Genomic DNA, 14,327 nt, shown 5'->3' on the forward strand with positions numbered 1-14,327 from the left:
CTAGATTTGTCCATCAAGCAATCAGTGGTATTGAACTATCCTTGTGAATGCAGGTTTACCCGTTGGGCGACCTCTGATACTGTCCAGTCTTTACTTTTCACTGTTTAAGCAGAGACGACTCTATCTACAGTATGGGCTTGGTGTCCCTAGGGGCAGAACGAGTTTATCTCTGCTTTTGCTTTTTCGGATTGTAGTAAAGATTTTATCCTTTACTTTTCTTCCTAGATACAAGGGGTTTAGCATTTGCGCGAATGTTTATGATTTTACACGTCACCTTAAATTGGGAATGCTTTGCCCCAAAATCTCACGCCGCATGGACAATTTATCGGTGAGAGCGAAGAGGGTTTAGCATTTGCAAATAGAGATTTTGGTGGAGAGTGGAGAAGTATTGCCGCAAATGTTAAACCCCTACGATATCTACATTACAAATTTTTTCTTTTTCCTTATCTTGTTGTTCTGCGAGTAGCAAGAATAAAAACCTTGTTGATGCCAATATGCCAGACAAAGAGAGAGAGATGATAGAAAGTGATCAGTGATATAAGATGATGATTTACTCCATTTGATTGCTGTATTTTCCGAAAAGCCATCATACATTCAATTTCAGGCTGCCAATCATCCCACTCTTTAGGGAAAACTTCAGTTAATTCTTGGGTTAATATGATTATTAAACTAATATCCCAAGTTTTTTTATTAATCTTAGAGGTGGCAATACTTTTATCAACTGAATTTTCAAATAGTAGATAAGTAAATCTATTTAGTAAAGAAAATATCCAAACTATATGTCCATCAATTATCAATTCAGGATTAGTGTTTTGACGTTTTGCTATTATTGATAACAATCGACTAAGACCCCAACCAAAAACTAAACATGAACAGATAGGATTTATAACTTTAGTTAAGTTATAAAATTCATATACATTCAAAAGACTAACGATACTTAAGAAAGCTGAAACACCTGATAGATAAGTTAAAAATCTACGCAGAATTTCGCCAATATTGTTGATTAGATTACCTTCTATTGAATATGTTATAGCTAATAGTCCTCCAACCGAACCAAATACGAAAAAAACGAAAAATTTGTTTAGAGGTAAACTCTGTAGTGAAGGAAATAAAATTGGACATATTACGAAACCCAATAAACCTCCATAAATTAAGCTAATTATAATTAGAGAAATTTCTTTATTATTCTCTTTCATCGCTAAATCCCCCCGATCGCCATGACAGATCTCAACTCACCCAAAAACACTTCCTTAGCATTAAGAGCGCGACTACCCTCACCCGCAATCACATAATAACGCCGCCTTGCGCCAGTTAACTCCTCTGGAGTTTCATCACCCCAACGCGAAGTCACAAACCCCTTTTCCTCAAGCTTTTTCAGCGTCGGATATAGCGAACTAAAACCGATCTTGCGCTTACCATTACTCGCCTTCGCGATCGCATCGATAATTTCTAAACCATAACGCTCGCGATCGCGCACCGCATACAGAACCATCTCCTCAGTGGGCGTAAGGTCTAAAGGATCATCAGACTTTTTGCGTGCCATAACCTAATATACATACAATCTATGATTGATTATACATTAATTAGATATATAGTCTATACAATTAGAGCAACTTCACATCAGCTAAAATATAGTCACTGCGAAGCAAGTATAAAAACATGACACTAATCGCTGTTTCCCCATCTTTGTATGAATATGACTATGCTTTGTGGACTGACGACATTGCCGCAAAGCTTAGAGCTAAAGATTTTGAGAACTTAGATTTAGATAACTTAATAGAGGAGATAGAGGCTTTGGGGCGATCAGAACGACATGAATTAAAAAGTCGCTTAGATGTTTTGCTCAGTCATGTTCTCAAGCGTTTATATGTCAATTTGCCCAATGACTACAACGGATGGGAACGCACAATACGGGAACAGCGCAAGCAAATTAAACGACGGCTAGCTGATTCTCCAAGCCTCAACTCGTACTTAGATCAAATTTTTGAGGAAGTTTGGTTAGATGCACTTACAGAAGTTCAAGAAGATTATCCGCAAGTGCAATTTCCTAAAGTTTGGCAATTTAATAGAAACCTTGAAGTTTTGCTTAATCAAAGGTTTTGGGAATAAAAAAGCACCCCATCGGGATGCTTTTTTAATTAAATATGTGCTGCGCGTTTGTAAGCTTCATCCAAAACTTCGCTAAGCGTTGGGTGAGCGTGAACCACCGTCGCTAACTTCTGCACCGTTTGGCGATCGCGTATTGCCGCCGATGCTTCATGAATCAAGTCCGAAGCATGGATACCGATGATATGCACGCCCAAAAGTTCGCCCGTATCTTCACGGTAAACGATCTTGGCTAGCCCTTCAGTTTCTCCCTCAGCGATCGCCTTGGAATTGCCCTTAAAGTAAGATTTGGCTGTGGCAACCTTAAAGCCTTCCGCTGCTCCTTTTTCCTTCGCCTGTGGTTCAGTCAAACCGACAAAGCTGACTTCAGGGTGGGTGAACGCCGCCGCAGGAATGCTTTGATAATCAACCGTAGTCGCACGACCACACATATTTTCTACAGCAACAATGCCCTGAGCCGAGGCAGCGTGAGCCAACATCATCTTACCCGTCGCATCACCGATCGCCCAAAGATGCGGAACGGAAGTCGCCATCGTGTCATCCACATCAATGAATCCACGCTGATTCGGCGCAATACCAACGCTTTCTAAACCAAGATCCTTAGTAAGCGGAATTCGACCTGTCGCCACCAAACAAGCATCCACTTCCAGAACTTCCACTACCTTCTTAGTCTTCGCATCGGTCAGTTCAATCTTGACAGGAGAACCTGCGGTAATCTTGGTGGCGAATACACCAGTTCTCGTTTCAATATCGCGAGGTTTGAGAAGTACCCGCTCCGCAATTTTGGCAATATCGGGATCGAATCCTGGCATTAATATATCGAGAGCTTCGATCATCGTTACTTCCGAACCCAGCGCTGTGTAAACATCGGCAAATTCTAGACCGATGTAACCACTACCGATAATCGCGACCCATTGGGGCAAGGTTTCCAGACGCACAGCCTGATCGCTAGTAAATACAGTTTTGCCATCGAGTTGAATCCCGCGAGGGACGAATGGCTCGGAACCAGTGGCGAGAATAATATCTTTAGCAGTGTAAGTCTTATCGCCAACGCTGACTTTTTGTGCGCCAGCCACACGACCACGACCTTCCAAAATATCTACGCCTAATCGTTTGAGGCTATTGGTCAAGTCGCCGCGCAATTTCAGTACTAAGTTATCGGCATGGTTTGCGATCGCCCCGCGATCAAAATTCACTTCACCCACATCAATCCCTAATGCCTTAAGGTGAGACTTTGCCCGCATTTCACGCACTCGTCCAGAAGCGGCGAGTAATGCCTTGGAGGGTATACAGCCACGATTGACACAGGTTCCGCCCATTACGCCATCTTCAACGATCGCTGTTTTTAAGCCACATGCAACGGCATGGAGGGCTGCGCCATGTCCACCAACGCCAGCGCCAATAATGATCAAATCGTAATCAAATTTGTCCGACACCTAATCTTTCTCCAGTAGAATCGATCTACTATTTTGACACCGTTTGTGCCTCCTGTTAGGTAGTTAGCGTTAGTTACCCTAGCAATGCAAATCTTAACTTAGGGCATGGAAACCAAATAAAGGTCGGCAGAGCAAAGCGCCGCCGACCTTTATTTGGTTTTGCGATAAAGTATTAGCTATAGCTAAAATTTGGTAAGCTGAAAATACTAATTGGGGCTAGATGAGCTATGACCCTTACGATCGCACAAGTACAGCATCAACCTCTAAGCCTAGATGAGTTTATTGCCCGTTATGGTGGTGATAATCGCTATGAATTGATCGATGGAGAGGTTTTCAATTTAGAACCAACGGAGCAGCATGAGGAAGTTGCGGCTTTGATCACGGCAAAAATCTGTGTGCAGATTGATCAATTAGGTTTGCCTTGGTTTGTGTTGCAAAGAGGCTTGTTTCGTCCCTCTAGTGCCAGTATGACGGCTTTTCGTCCTGATGTGATGGTTGTAGATCGGACGGAAGTTGCGAAAGAATCTGTCTGGCAAGAACAATCGATCATCACAAGGGTTAGCTCCATCAAGTTTGTAGCGGAAGTTGTGAGTGGTAATTGGCAAAATGATTATGCACGTAAGGTTGAGGATTATGCAGCATTAGGTATTCCTGAATATTGGATTGCCGATTATTTAGGTTTGGGCGGGATTCGACATATCGGCAAGCCTAAGCAAGCTACTCTTTCGATCTGTACGCTGGTAGATGGAGAGTATGAAATTAATTTGTTTCGCGGTAATGATGCGTTCGCTTCGCCCACATTTCCAAATTTGAACTTAACGGCTGAACAAGTTTTAACTTTGGGTATGTATAAGAATATCTAGGTAATCGCATTCAGGGGTATTCGGCACAGTATCAAATAATAATTCAATTAACTCACCAATATCCCAATAAAGCGCCATTAACTCTCGATTAACCGCCTTTAAAGCCTCATACTGAGCAGCACGAATCCAATGCTTCACCGCCACTAACAAACTTCGATAATCTTCCATAACTTCAATTGCCATATCTTTTGATGGCTAGAGTGTTTGCATATATTTAAATCTAGCCTGTTTGGGTTGCTTTCTTTTCTTACTCATTACTGCAAACTTCCATAATATTCTGCGATAGATCCCCGACTTTTTCTAAGCAACCAAATACAATTAGCAAACTCACAAAAAAAGTCAGGGATCTTAACCTGTGCTTTTTAAGTTATCTTGCGCCTAGGTACTTAATTTTTTCTGGTTTATCTTGCTATATGATCGATGATGTCAGTCATATAGCAAATATGGCGATCGCATCTCACCATTTCACAGCAAGCATGAAGTATCAAGCCCGTATATTTGTTACCCTACGTCCCTCAGTTCTCGATCCCGCAGGTACTGCTGTCCAGTCTGCACTTAAACAAATGGACTATCACGTTGACTCAGTCCGCATTGGCAAGTATGTCGAAATCATCCTAGATGCAGCAAATGAAGCGGAAGCATCACAAAAGTTAGACGAAACCTGCGATAAGCTTTTGGCAAACCCAGTAATTGAAAATTATCGCTTTGAGCTAACTGTCATTGAGGAGTCAAAAGCATGAAATTTGGCATTCTTGTCTTCCCTGGTTCCAACTGCGATCGCGATGTTGCTAGTGTTACCAGTGGTATTTTGAAACAGCCCACAAGGCTAATTTGGCATACAGATACCGATATTAATGATTGTGACGTGATCGTTGTTCCGGGGGGATTTAGCTATGGTGATTATTTGCGCTGTGGGGCGATCGCGAGATTTGCACCTGTGATGCGATCGCTACAGGAACATGCTGCGAAGGGCAAATATATACTCGGTATCTGTAATGGGTTTCAGATTTTAACCGAATCTGGATTATTGCAAGGAGCTTTAGTTCGCAATCGAGATTTGCATTTTATTTGCGATCGCGCCCCTCTAAGAGTTGAACGCAACGATTTAGCCTTCACTCAGAAATATCAAAAACAGCAAGTTATTACCTTACCAATTGCTCATGGAGAAGGTTGTTATTTTGCGGATGCTGATATCCTCAAAGAGCTTGAAGATAACAATCAAGTCGTGTTCCGTTATTGTGATGCGATCGGCAATATTACTAACGATGCAAATCCCAATGGTTCACTGGACAATATTGCTGGGATTTGCAACAAACAAGGTAATGTAATTGGGATGATGCCCCATCCAGAACGCGCTGCCGAAAGCATTCTGGGCGGCACTGATGGCAAGGCTCTATTTGAAGGATTAGTTGAGAGTTTATTAGTCAATGCCTAGCCTGTATCTAATTCGGCATGGCATTGCCGAAGAGCGCGGAAATTACGAAGATGATCGGCAACGTCCTCTCACTGAAGAGGGGCGCAAAAAAACTAAGCAGGTTGCCAAACGTCTTTATGACTTAGGTTTGCGTTTTGACCTGTTGCAAACTAGTCCTCTAGTTCGCGCTCAACAGACCTCTGATATCTTTGCTAATGTTTTTGAAGGATGTCCTGTACAGCAATTATCGGAACTTGCTCCTGAGGGAAGTTTTGAAGATTGGCTCAAACGGGTAATAGCTTGGCTTGCCCAACATCCACAACCTGCCAGATCTTCATTGGGAATTATTGGGCATGAGCCTGATCTCACTACTTGGGCAGAAATGTTGATCTGGGGAGAATCTAAGGGTGTATTAGTTTTAAAAAAAGCTGGGATTATTGGGTTAGTGCTACCTGAAACGCAACCTTGGACTAGTAATGGAGTTCTATTTCTATCCATTCCACCCAAGTTGCTAATTTAACAAGACCATTTGCGTCGTGCGAAGCACGATGCAAATGGCTATATCGAAAAGACGTTAATTTACTGATGTTCCATGGAACTCAGATGATGAATCTCTTGCTGCGAGCATGACAGGGCAACCACGGGGGGATTGCCCCTACCCCAATAATTTGATTTTGTAGGGGCAATCCCCCGCGCCAGCCCTAAACTTAGATGATTGCAGGAATTCTATCCACGTAACATCAGTAATTTAATAGATTGGGTAGAGAAAGAGTTATCATTTTGCCCAAGGCAAAATGATAACCTATACACTCAGGAAATAATTCCTTTTTGGTAGATCTCAGTCAGTTCCCGTAAAAAGTTAAGACTCTGTTTGCCAGTCATTGAGATGGGTGAAAATGTGTCTGTACTTGAATATTTTAAGATAATATCGCGGACTTCTGCTTGAGTGCCTAGTTGGACAACTTTCATTGACCAAAGTGAGAAATCTCGATGTTCAATTTCGGAAAAATCAATCAATTCAGCATTGACATGACGCTTATCTAGGAGAATGCGATTATAGGTTTGGCTAATTACGCGCCGACTGCCCTCTAACACCTGCAAAAACATTGAATCACCAAAACTCAACATTCCCGTAATCCCAACTTTTTTATTGTTGCGCTCAGACTTCTCCAAAATCTCAACTAGGTCGGGATATTCAAGTCCTGCAACAGCCTGACTAACATAGATTAAGCGATAGAGAGCCATAGATTTGATTGCCAAGTAGTGTATATAAGACTACCAAAAATCATCAATCATTTATTAAAGATAAATTTAAGAAAATGCCTTAAGTACAGGCTAAAAAACGGATCACAGGCAAAACATGAGCTTCGACTAGATTTGTGAAAGATAGATGAAAAAAAGTTGTTGGGACGCTGGATTAGGTGCTAAGAAAATAGCTGTGCATTTTTAGTAATGTAGTGACGACCACGTAGCCAAGCTTGCATTGTCTCTAATGGAATACGCAAACATCGAGACGCATTGACCATTAGCATCAGCTAATCCCATTGGTTGCCAAGTTTGCTTGTGATTAAAGTATTTCTTTTAATGTTAACAAACAAATATATTACAATTCTTGACGAAGCAGAAGCACTCACAGCCGCCTTGGATAGCGCCCCTCAAAGTAGTTTAGTTGTAGTATTTCCTGACAAAGTGGATTCAGCTATTGCTATCATTGAATCGCGAAAGTCCAAAATGTCCTTGTAAAGTCCGCCTATGCCGCGTGTAATTTGCCTTGGCGAAGTTTTAATCGATCAAATAGCTGAAGATATAGGCGTTCCCTATGACCAAGTTAGTTCTTGGAAACCTTATTTTGGCGGTGCGCCTGCTAACGTAGCCTGTGGCTTAGCCAAACTAGGAACTCCTGTCAGTTTGATTAGTTGTGTTGGTCAAGATGCCGCAGGAACTTATTTACTCAAACAGTTGGGGACAGCAGGGGTAGAAACTTCAGGGGTGCAAGTGCATCCTGAATCCGTTACCCGTGAGGTTTATGTCACCCGTGACGCTCATGGCGATCGCAGTTTTGATCGTTTTAATGGTGATGCGAATACTGTATTTGCGGACACCTTGATGTCTGCGGAGCATTTGCCTGAGCATTTATTTGCCGATGCTAAATTTTTAGTATTAGGGACATTGGGTTTAGCAAATCCACAAACCTCAAGGGCGATCGGTCGAGCGCTAAAGCTTGCCGAGGAAAATTTTGTAAAGGTAGTAGTTGATGTTAATTGGCGAGCGATGTTCTGGAAAGATCCTGAGCAGGTGGTTAAGCTATTGCCAGTTTTGCTGAAGTATACTGATTTCCTGAAAATGACTGAGGATGAGGCAAAGCTGCTATTTCGGTTAACAAGCCCTGCGGCGATCGCCCAAGCCTATAGCCATCTCGAAGGAATTCTGATCACCAATGGCGATAAAGATTGTCGCTATTATTTGGGTGAGCGGCAGGGTAAACATGCCGTTTATCCTGTACATTCAATCGATACAACTGGTGCAGGCGATTCTTTTTTAGCTGCTTTCATTCATAAAATCTATCACCGTCCTCTGACCAATTTGCTCGATCCTAAATTTGCCGATGAAGTGATTGCCTATGCCTGTGCCGCAGGTGCGTTGACCACCTTAGATATGGGGGCGATCGCTGCTCAACCAAGCGATCGGCAAATTCGCGAATTTATAACCATGCGCGAAGCAAAACATTAAAACCATCTACATTGGTGGCGCTTTGCGTCACAACTATTTGCCATGCACTCTTTATCCTTGCCCACATGGGTAATTCATATTTCTAGCGTGATCGAATGGACTTTAGCCATTTGGCTCATTTGGCAATATGACAAGCAAAATCCTGATCGCGGATGGCGCAACTTAGCATGGGCGATGTTTCCTGCCTTAGTTAGTGCGATGTGTGCGGTGACTTGGCACTTTTTTGATAATGCTGACTCGTTGGAATGGCTAGTGACGGTGCAAGCAGCCTTGACCTTGATCGGCAATAGTACTTTAGCGATCGCTGCTTATTTCATCTGGAAAATTGCCAGCACAAAAACACAACTTTAGTTTTTTAATGTCGTGCAAAGTACGACATTAAAAAACAGGATGACATTATGCCCAAAGAAGCCTTATTCGGATTATCTCTTTTTCCTTACCTCGCGTTCCTATGGTTCGCGACTAAATCTCAGCAATTTCCGAAGCTAGGACTTTGGGGATTTTATGGCACATTAGTTTTTGTGGCGATTACGATTCCCGCAGGGATTTATGCTCAGACCCAATATAACGAAGCCTTAGCCAATGTCGATTGGTTGCATGGGAGTGCGGAGTCGTTTTTAACAATGACCAATATTTTGTTGGTTTTAGGATTTAAAAATGCGCTTAAACCTAAAGATTAGATCTGGTAAATTAAGCGTATCTAATCTTTGTGAATATAATGAGTAATTATTGTAGTTAAAGTCTCTGACTGCTAATGCGAGGAATTTATGAACAGACATTATCAACGCATTTCTCAATTTTCGGCGATCACTATTTTAGCGATTTCCAGCACTGCAATGAGTCCAGTTTCGGCACAATCAACTCAGCCTCAGCAAGGTGATGCCGATCGCTTACGTCCTGCCCAAGGTCAACCGATTTCGCCCACCAATACCGATCAGTTTTCGATAGAAAGAGATTTACCAAACTCTAATCTCAAGATTCAAAATATTAATTTTGACGTTGAAGAGATCCAACCCGTTATCCCCGGTAATTACAACGCTTCTCCCCAGAAAGTTAATCGCTCTGGCACTTTTAGCAGCGATCCTCTCAATGCTATTCAGATTTTCCAAGAGTCTGGCACATCTCGAAGTGAGAAATAATACCAATTCCCAAAAGTGTTGCCACACTTTTGGGAATTCAAAACCAAACTCAGCAAGGATTTTAAAAGCACAAAATGGCGTAGCCATTTTGTGCTTTGGTATAGAATAGAGAGTTAGCGCAAGGCGCTAACTCTCTATGAGCAAATGTCCTGTAGCTAAACCGCAAGCTCGCTTGATTGGTAAAGCGGCGGCTAAGTCAAAGGCAGCTTGTCGGGCGATCGCCCCGTCGATGGTGGTGGTTACTACTACATCTAAGCCAGCTTGAAAAGCGATCGCTGCTGCACGATTTGCCGTGATAATTCCGCCTAGCGCCATTGGTTTAAGAATAATAATATCCGCAGCCTGAGCCTTAATCACTTGCTGCAATTGGGCAAGATTATTGACAGATTCATCAGCAGCGATGGGAATTGATTGCGATCGCCTGACGACCGCCATACCTAACAAATTAGAAGCAGCAACAGGCTGCTCAACATATTCGATTTGTAAAGATTCAATCTTTTTTAAATTAGCGATCGCATCCTCTACAGACCATCCCTGATTCGCATCAATCCGAATTTGGATACCATTTCCCGCCTGCGATCGCACTGCTTCTACTCTTCGTAAATCCATTTCAAAATCCTGCGTTCCCACCTTGATTTTGAGACAGCGATAACCTTTTTCTATATATTCCCTTGCTTTTGTGGCAGCTAATTCAGGAGAGATCGCTCCAATCACCGCATTAACAGTCACTTGATCTCGCACTATTCCCGAAAAAGAATTTGCTAACAATTGAGAAATGGCAATACTTTGCACTTGTGATAATAAGTTGAGTAGTGCTAATTCAATTCCATGTTTTGCCGCAGGAGTGCGGTCATATTTTGCAAGTAAATTCTCAATATCTTTGAGGTTTTGGATTTCTGCATCAATCAGCGATCGCTGCGCTTCTTTTAAAGCTTGTTCTGTCTCGCGCAAAGATTCCATCCCAAAACCATAAAGTGGCGCAGACTCACCTAAGCCAATATGCTGAACTTGATGATCAGATCGGCGATCGCGAATCTCAATCACAAAACCTTCACGATTTAGAAGTATACCCGTCGCAGTTTGAAAGGGTTCGCGGAAAGCCAATTGATAAGGCTGATATTGGATTGATTGAACTATAAAATTCACAGCTATTTCCTTCCTAGTCTAAAAATAGACATTAAAATCCCAGAATTAGTAGTGCGGTGCGAAGCGCCGCACCACTAATTCTGGGGTGGGAAGGGAGTAAACCACATTAAAAGTTATAAGAAAGTTATAAGCATCTCAATGTATGTTGCAAATCAGATTTTATAGTTTATATTCTTACTAAGAGCTTCTTTAGAGAGTTTAAGACAGTGGTTAAACAAAGTTTTTTGATTTCTGCGAGCATACTTGCCTTGAGTCTAGTGGCAAATGTTGCTTCCGCTTCTGCTGAGCAATGGTATTTCTACGTTAAGAACAACAGCAATTCGACAATTAAAAAGTTGTTGGTGGGTGAGCCAGAAAAGACTTGGGGACAGTTTGATATTGGCTCAGGCATTGGTTCAGGGGAGAATGCCAAGATGGTTTGGGACAGTTCCACTGACAATCAATTGTGCAAACAATGGATTAAGGCTGAATTTGCTGATGGTAGCGAAAGTACGCCTTCATTTATCGACTTCTGTCAAAACCTCGATGATCCGATTGTATTCCAATAGAAAAAATAATTACTACATTCTGCCTTAACAAAAAAGATGTAATGATGCTACGCATCATTACATCTTTTTTGTTGTCATCAAACTGATTGTGGTGAATCAAGAACGCGATCAATTAATCCGTAAGCAAGAGCTTCTTCTGAAGACATGTAATAGTCTCGATTCATATCGCGCTCAATCTTTTCTAGGGGCTGTCCAGTCCGTTTGGCGTATTCTTCATTCAGCTTATGGCGAATCCGAATGATTTCCCGCGCCTCAATCTCAATGTCAGACGCTTGACCACGAGTCCCACCCGATGGCTGGTGAATCATAATTCGGGCATTGGGCAGAGCATAGCGCTTACCCTTGGCTCCAGCCATCAATAGGTATGAACCCATCGAGGCTGCCAGTCCAACACAAATTGTCGTTACATCAGCCTTAATATGCTGCATCGTGTCGAAAATTGCCAATCCTGCGGAAACTGAGCCACCAGGAGAGTTGATATACATGTAGATATCTTTGGATTGGTCTTCAGAATCAAAGTAGAGCAATCGGGCAATGATCGAATTTGCCATCCCATCCGAAACTTCTCCACTTAGGAAAATAATTCGCTCCATTGACAGGCGCTCGTAGATGCTAATCCACTGCGTATATGAGTCACCAGGATAGCGATAGGGAACTCTAGGAACACCGATAGGCATAGGTTTAATTTAAGAATTAGGAATTACAAATTAGGAATTACAAATTACGAATTATCAATTCGTAATTTGTAATTAAACAAGTGCGGGAACTGCTTTGGGCAAATCCTTGGTACTTTCGAGTACACGATCGATTAATCCGTATTCTTTAGCTTGCTCAGGAGTCATATAAAACATCCGATCCATATCTTTGGTAAGTACCTCAGGTGACTTGCCTGTAGTCCGCGACAGGATTCTGAGCATTGCTTCGCGATTGGTCAATACTTCCTTAGCTTGAATCTGCAAGTCAGAGGCTTGTCCCCTAGTTTGGCGACGGGCTTGGTGGAGGACAATCGTGGCATTGGGCAAGCTCGCTCGGAAACCTTTGGTTCCACAGGCGAGGATCATTGCGGCTGTCCCCATGGCTTGTCCAAGGCAGATGGTATGGACGGGAGGCTTGATATAGTTGAGTGTGTCACAGATGGCAAAGGCTTCGGTCTCAAAACCGATCGCATCACCTGTGTACCAAGAAGTTCCTGTGGAGTTGATATACAGAAAAATCGGTTTTTCGGGATCTTCGTATTGTAAATATAAAAGTTGGGCGATGAGCAATTCTGTGACATCGACACCAAGCTGCTGTTTGTATTCGTCGGGAGATACAAGAGGCAACCCAAAGTAAATAATCCGCTCTTTTAGCAGTAGCGAAGGTAAGTCAGGCGGCGGTGTGCGTCCGTATGACGAATCCCCTGAATAGGCGGCTTGTGCGGCTTGGGGAACAGAGCGAGAAGGTCGATCCATGTTTATTCGTGTTAATGACACTAACATTGTTAGCTTATCACAGCGATCCCACTGCAATTGTTGATCCTAGGGAAGATTGAGGTAGGGTTAGCCGTCTAGAGACAGTGCGCTATAGCAATAAACTCAAAAGAAAATGGCGGCGCTTCGCGCCACCATTTTCTTTTGGCGCTTTGTTTGACGGGCTGTCTTTTGACTGCTCGAGCAAGTACCGTCATGATATATCCAGACTAAAATTCAACTCGACTTTGCGGCTAAGCCGCGTAGGGCATCAGCTATAGCTTTGCCCTTATTTTTCGTGAATATCTAAGGAATAAATAACTATGAAACGCATTTTTTCTATTCTTGCGATCGCCTTAACAATCTTGGTGAGTCTTGCTTTCGGGCAACCAGCTTTTGCTGAAGTGTCCGCAGGCGCAAAAATCTTTAACAATAACTGCGCTCAATGTCATGCAGGTGGCAAAAATAATGTAGTCGCGGCTAAAACCTTGAAAGCGGATGCCTTGGAAAAGTATGGCAAGAACACAGTTGAAGCAATTTCTCTGCAAGTTTCTAAGGGTAAAGGCGCAATGCCTGCCTTTGGGAAAAAACTTAGCGCTGATGAAATTACCCTAGTTGCGAACTATGTACTTGACCAAGCTGAGAAAGGTTGGCCAAAATCATAAAGAGGCAAGTTAAGCCGCGCAATGCGCGGCTTAACTTGGAGAGAGTCACAATTTTCAGATGTAGGGGCAAAAGAACACATGATTAATTCTAATAAATACCAATTTCAGGCTAAATTTGCATCTAGGCTCGCAGTTTTGCTGCCTTTAATCACGATGGCAACTCTGACTGATATTAACGCAGCTATTTCTAAAACGTTAAAATCCAGCGCTAGCTCACAGATTTTTAATGCTAAGGGTGAACTGGTGGGAACTGCAACTTTCACCCAATCTACTTCAGGTGTCAAAGTAACTCTGCAAGTTCAAAAACTAGCTCAGGGAGAGCATATGGTGCATTTACATGAAAATGGTAAATGTGAAGCGCCAGACTTTAAGTCAGCAGGAAATCATTTTGATCCCAAGCGATCGCCTATGGATGCTACTCACGATCATATGCATCACAAACATGAGGAGATGAAGCATGGCGTTGACCAACATCAGCCTGCGGGTGATTTACCAAATATCATGGTTCAGCAGGATGGGACAGGAACTTTAACAGCCACCTTGTCAGAGTTAACTCTAGGTACAGGTCACAACTCTTTACTAAAGAAAGGCGGCACTGCGATCGTCATTCATGCAGGCGCAAATGGAAAATCAACAATTCCCAATGTTGACTATAAAACTCGGATAGCTTGTGGCGTTGTCAAATCCCAATAATTAAGAATTATCATTAATCAATGTTTGAAGTAGCTTCTATCCTATTGAATTTGCATTTATCCACTGCTTCTAATATCAACAGTTCACACTTAGAAAAACTTCCATTACCTGTTCGCATTGCCCATGAAGTAAAAACTTC

General features: G+C 42.5%; 21 protein-coding genes. 13 read left to right on the top strand and 8 right to left on the bottom strand.

Annotated elements, in window-relative coordinates; genetic code table 11:
* Positions 1 to 443 precede the first annotated feature (443 nt).
* Together B9G53_RS12530 and B9G53_RS12535 are read right to left on the bottom strand one after the other, a co-directional pair.
* Positions 444 to 1,196, bottom strand: coding sequence for a hypothetical protein (locus B9G53_RS12530; protein ID WP_094532786.1), 753 nt, complete (start codon positions 1,194 to 1,196; stop codon positions 444 to 446).
* 2 nt (positions 1,197 to 1,198) lie between these two features.
* Entirely contained in the window at positions 1,199 to 1,543 is a 345-nt protein-coding gene (locus B9G53_RS12535; RefSeq protein ID WP_094532788.1) for a PadR family transcriptional regulator, read from the bottom strand.
* A gap of 116 nt (positions 1,544 to 1,659) precedes the next feature.
* Here B9G53_RS12535 and B9G53_RS12540 point away from each other — a divergent pair, with 116 nt between their 5' ends.
* Positions 1,660 to 2,109, top strand: coding sequence for a DUF29 domain-containing protein (locus tag B9G53_RS12540; protein WP_094532790.1), 450 nt, complete (start codon positions 1,660 to 1,662; stop codon positions 2,107 to 2,109).
* 29 nt (positions 2,110 to 2,138) lie between these two features.
* Here B9G53_RS12540 and lpdA read toward each other — a convergent pair whose 3' ends face one another.
* Positions 2,139 to 3,542: a dihydrolipoyl dehydrogenase gene (gene lpdA / locus B9G53_RS12545; protein WP_094532792.1), complete on the bottom strand. Its 1,404-nt coding sequence runs from the start codon at positions 3,540 to 3,542 to the stop codon at positions 2,139 to 2,141.
* Positions 3,543 to 3,769: 227 nt separating this feature from the next.
* Here lpdA and B9G53_RS12550 point away from each other — a divergent pair, with 227 nt between their 5' ends.
* Positions 3,770 to 4,405 (top strand): Uma2 family endonuclease, encoded by a 636-nt coding sequence (locus B9G53_RS12550; protein ID WP_094532794.1) that lies wholly within the window; start codon positions 3,770 to 3,772, stop codon positions 4,403 to 4,405.
* Here the strand turns inward: B9G53_RS12550 and B9G53_RS27370 are convergent.
* Positions 4,376 to 4,588, bottom strand: coding sequence for a hypothetical protein (locus B9G53_RS27370; RefSeq protein WP_176453193.1), 213 nt, complete (start codon positions 4,586 to 4,588; stop codon positions 4,376 to 4,378). The two genes, B9G53_RS12550 and B9G53_RS27370, sit on opposite strands and share 30 nt — an antisense overlap.
* Before the next feature lie 293 nt (positions 4,589 to 4,881).
* On the opposite strand from B9G53_RS27370, the gene purS reads away from it, so the two are divergent.
* From purS to sixA, 3 genes are read left to right on the top strand one after another with little or no spacing between them, the layout of a single operon-like run.
* A complete protein-coding gene (gene purS, locus B9G53_RS12560; protein ID WP_094532819.1) occupies positions 4,882 to 5,145 on the top strand; it encodes a phosphoribosylformylglycinamidine synthase subunit PurS in 264 nt (87 codons plus the stop codon).
* Positions 5,142 to 5,840, top strand: a complete 699-nt coding sequence (purQ, locus tag B9G53_RS12565; RefSeq protein WP_094532796.1) for a phosphoribosylformylglycinamidine synthase subunit PurQ — start codon at positions 5,142 to 5,144, stop codon at positions 5,838 to 5,840. The genes purS and purQ overlap by 4 nt, the downstream gene beginning before the upstream one ends.
* The gene (gene sixA, locus B9G53_RS12570; protein ID WP_094532798.1) at positions 5,833 to 6,339 is read left to right on the top strand and encodes a phosphohistidine phosphatase SixA; all 507 of its coding nucleotides are present in this window, start codon (positions 5,833 to 5,835) and stop codon (positions 6,337 to 6,339) included. The genes purQ and sixA overlap by 8 nt, the downstream gene beginning before the upstream one ends.
* 290 nt (positions 6,340 to 6,629) lie before the next feature.
* Here the strand turns inward: sixA and B9G53_RS12575 are convergent, their stop codons facing one another.
* A complete protein-coding gene (locus B9G53_RS12575) occupies positions 6,630 to 7,064 on the bottom strand; it encodes a BLUF domain-containing protein (protein WP_094532800.1) in 435 nt (144 codons plus the stop codon).
* A gap of 339 nt (positions 7,065 to 7,403) precedes the next feature.
* Here B9G53_RS12575 and B9G53_RS28035 point away from each other — a divergent pair, with 339 nt between their 5' ends.
* The 5 genes from B9G53_RS28035 to B9G53_RS12595 all read left to right on the top strand — a co-directional run bounded on the left by B9G53_RS28035 (position 7,404) and on the right by B9G53_RS12595 (position 9,688).
* The gene (locus B9G53_RS28035) at positions 7,404 to 7,562 is read left to right on the top strand and encodes a hypothetical protein (RefSeq protein WP_217901570.1); all 159 of its coding nucleotides are present in this window, start codon (positions 7,404 to 7,406) and stop codon (positions 7,560 to 7,562) included.
* Between the two features lie 9 nt (positions 7,563 to 7,571).
* Entirely contained in the window at positions 7,572 to 8,549 is a 978-nt protein-coding gene (locus tag B9G53_RS12580) for a carbohydrate kinase (protein WP_094532802.1), read from the top strand.
* Positions 8,550 to 8,591: 42 nt separating this feature from the next.
* A complete protein-coding gene (locus tag B9G53_RS12585; protein WP_094532804.1) occupies positions 8,592 to 8,900 on the top strand; it encodes a DUF2499 domain-containing protein in 309 nt (102 codons plus the stop codon).
* Between the two features lie 47 nt (positions 8,901 to 8,947).
* Positions 8,948 to 9,229 carry a DUF3593 domain-containing protein gene (locus B9G53_RS12590; RefSeq protein WP_094532806.1) on the top strand — a complete coding sequence of 94 codons (282 nt, stop codon included), beginning with the start codon at positions 8,948 to 8,950 and terminating at the stop codon, positions 9,227 to 9,229.
* A gap of 87 nt (positions 9,230 to 9,316) precedes the next feature.
* Entirely contained in the window at positions 9,317 to 9,688 is a 372-nt protein-coding gene (locus B9G53_RS12595) for a hypothetical protein (protein ID WP_094532807.1), read from the top strand.
* 126 nt (positions 9,689 to 9,814) lie between these two features.
* Here B9G53_RS12595 and menC read toward each other — a convergent pair whose 3' ends face one another.
* Positions 9,815 to 10,834: an o-succinylbenzoate synthase gene (gene menC / locus B9G53_RS12600; RefSeq protein WP_176453194.1), complete on the bottom strand. Its 1,020-nt coding sequence runs from the start codon at positions 10,832 to 10,834 to the stop codon at positions 9,815 to 9,817.
* A gap of 206 nt (positions 10,835 to 11,040) precedes the next feature.
* On the opposite strand from menC, the gene B9G53_RS12605 reads away from it, so the two are divergent.
* Positions 11,041 to 11,382, top strand: coding sequence for a hypothetical protein (locus tag B9G53_RS12605; protein WP_094532811.1), 342 nt, complete (start codon positions 11,041 to 11,043; stop codon positions 11,380 to 11,382).
* Between the two features lie 77 nt (positions 11,383 to 11,459).
* Here the strand turns inward: B9G53_RS12605 and B9G53_RS12610 are convergent, their stop codons facing one another.
* Positions 11,460 to 12,059, bottom strand: a complete 600-nt coding sequence (locus B9G53_RS12610; RefSeq protein WP_094532813.1) for an ATP-dependent Clp protease proteolytic subunit — start codon at positions 12,057 to 12,059, stop codon at positions 11,460 to 11,462.
* A gap of 72 nt (positions 12,060 to 12,131) precedes the next feature.
* Positions 12,132 to 12,833 carry an ATP-dependent Clp protease proteolytic subunit gene (locus B9G53_RS12615; protein WP_094532815.1) on the bottom strand — a complete coding sequence of 234 codons (702 nt, stop codon included), beginning with the start codon at positions 12,831 to 12,833 and terminating at the stop codon, positions 12,132 to 12,134.
* A 320-nt stretch (positions 12,834 to 13,153) separates the two neighbouring features.
* Between B9G53_RS12615 and petJ the strand changes: the two genes are divergently transcribed.
* Positions 13,154 to 13,495, top strand: a complete 342-nt coding sequence (gene petJ / locus B9G53_RS12620; RefSeq protein WP_094532817.1) for a cytochrome c6 PetJ — start codon at positions 13,154 to 13,156, stop codon at positions 13,493 to 13,495.
* 78 nt (positions 13,496 to 13,573) lie between these two features.
* The gene (locus tag B9G53_RS12625; protein ID WP_217901571.1) at positions 13,574 to 14,188 is read left to right on the top strand and encodes a superoxide dismutase family protein; all 615 of its coding nucleotides are present in this window, start codon (positions 13,574 to 13,576) and stop codon (positions 14,186 to 14,188) included.
* Positions 14,189 to 14,327: the final 139 nt, after the last annotated feature.

The sequence above is a fragment of the Pseudanabaena sp. SR411 genome (assembly GCF_002251945.1).
GTDB lineage: Bacteria > Cyanobacteriota > Cyanobacteriia > Pseudanabaenales > Pseudanabaenaceae > Pseudanabaena.

Bases quoted from the DNA above. Each gene is read 5' to 3' on its own strand.
- B9G53_RS12530 (WP_094532786.1), bottom strand. From the start codon at position 1,196: ATGAAAGAGAATAATAAAGAAATTTCTCTAATTATAATTAGCTTAATT.
- B9G53_RS12535 (WP_094532788.1), bottom strand. From the start codon at position 1,543: ATGGCACGCAAAAAGTCTGATGATCCTTTAGACCTTACGCCCACTGAG.
- B9G53_RS12540 (WP_094532790.1), top strand. From the start codon at position 1,660: ATGACACTAATCGCTGTTTCCCCATCTTTGTATGAATATGACTATGCT.
- B9G53_RS12550 (WP_094532794.1), top strand. From the start codon at position 3,770: ATGACCCTTACGATCGCACAAGTACAGCATCAACCTCTAAGCCTAGAT.
- B9G53_RS27370 (WP_176453193.1), bottom strand. From the start codon at position 4,588: ATGGCAATTGAAGTTATGGAAGATTATCGAAGTTTGTTAGTGGCGGTG.
- purS (WP_094532819.1), top strand. From the start codon at position 4,882: ATGAAGTATCAAGCCCGTATATTTGTTACCCTACGTCCCTCAGTTCTC.
- purQ (WP_094532796.1), top strand. From the start codon at position 5,142: ATGAAATTTGGCATTCTTGTCTTCCCTGGTTCCAACTGCGATCGCGAT.
- sixA (WP_094532798.1), top strand. From the start codon at position 5,833: ATGCCTAGCCTGTATCTAATTCGGCATGGCATTGCCGAAGAGCGCGGA.
- B9G53_RS12575 (WP_094532800.1), bottom strand. From the start codon at position 7,064: ATGGCTCTCTATCGCTTAATCTATGTTAGTCAGGCTGTTGCAGGACTT.
- B9G53_RS28035 (WP_217901570.1), top strand. From the start codon at position 7,404: ATGTTAACAAACAAATATATTACAATTCTTGACGAAGCAGAAGCACTC.
- B9G53_RS12580 (WP_094532802.1), top strand. From the start codon at position 7,572: ATGCCGCGTGTAATTTGCCTTGGCGAAGTTTTAATCGATCAAATAGCT.
- B9G53_RS12585 (WP_094532804.1), top strand. From the start codon at position 8,592: ATGCACTCTTTATCCTTGCCCACATGGGTAATTCATATTTCTAGCGTG.
- B9G53_RS12590 (WP_094532806.1), top strand. From the start codon at position 8,948: ATGCCCAAAGAAGCCTTATTCGGATTATCTCTTTTTCCTTACCTCGCG.
- B9G53_RS12595 (WP_094532807.1), top strand. From the start codon at position 9,317: ATGAACAGACATTATCAACGCATTTCTCAATTTTCGGCGATCACTATT.
- B9G53_RS12610 (WP_094532813.1), bottom strand. From the start codon at position 12,059: ATGCCTATCGGTGTTCCTAGAGTTCCCTATCGCTATCCTGGTGACTCA.
- B9G53_RS12615 (WP_094532815.1), bottom strand. From the start codon at position 12,833: ATGGATCGACCTTCTCGCTCTGTTCCCCAAGCCGCACAAGCCGCCTAT.
- petJ (WP_094532817.1), top strand. From the start codon at position 13,154: ATGAAACGCATTTTTTCTATTCTTGCGATCGCCTTAACAATCTTGGTG.
- B9G53_RS12625 (WP_217901571.1), top strand. From the start codon at position 13,574: ATGATTAATTCTAATAAATACCAATTTCAGGCTAAATTTGCATCTAGG.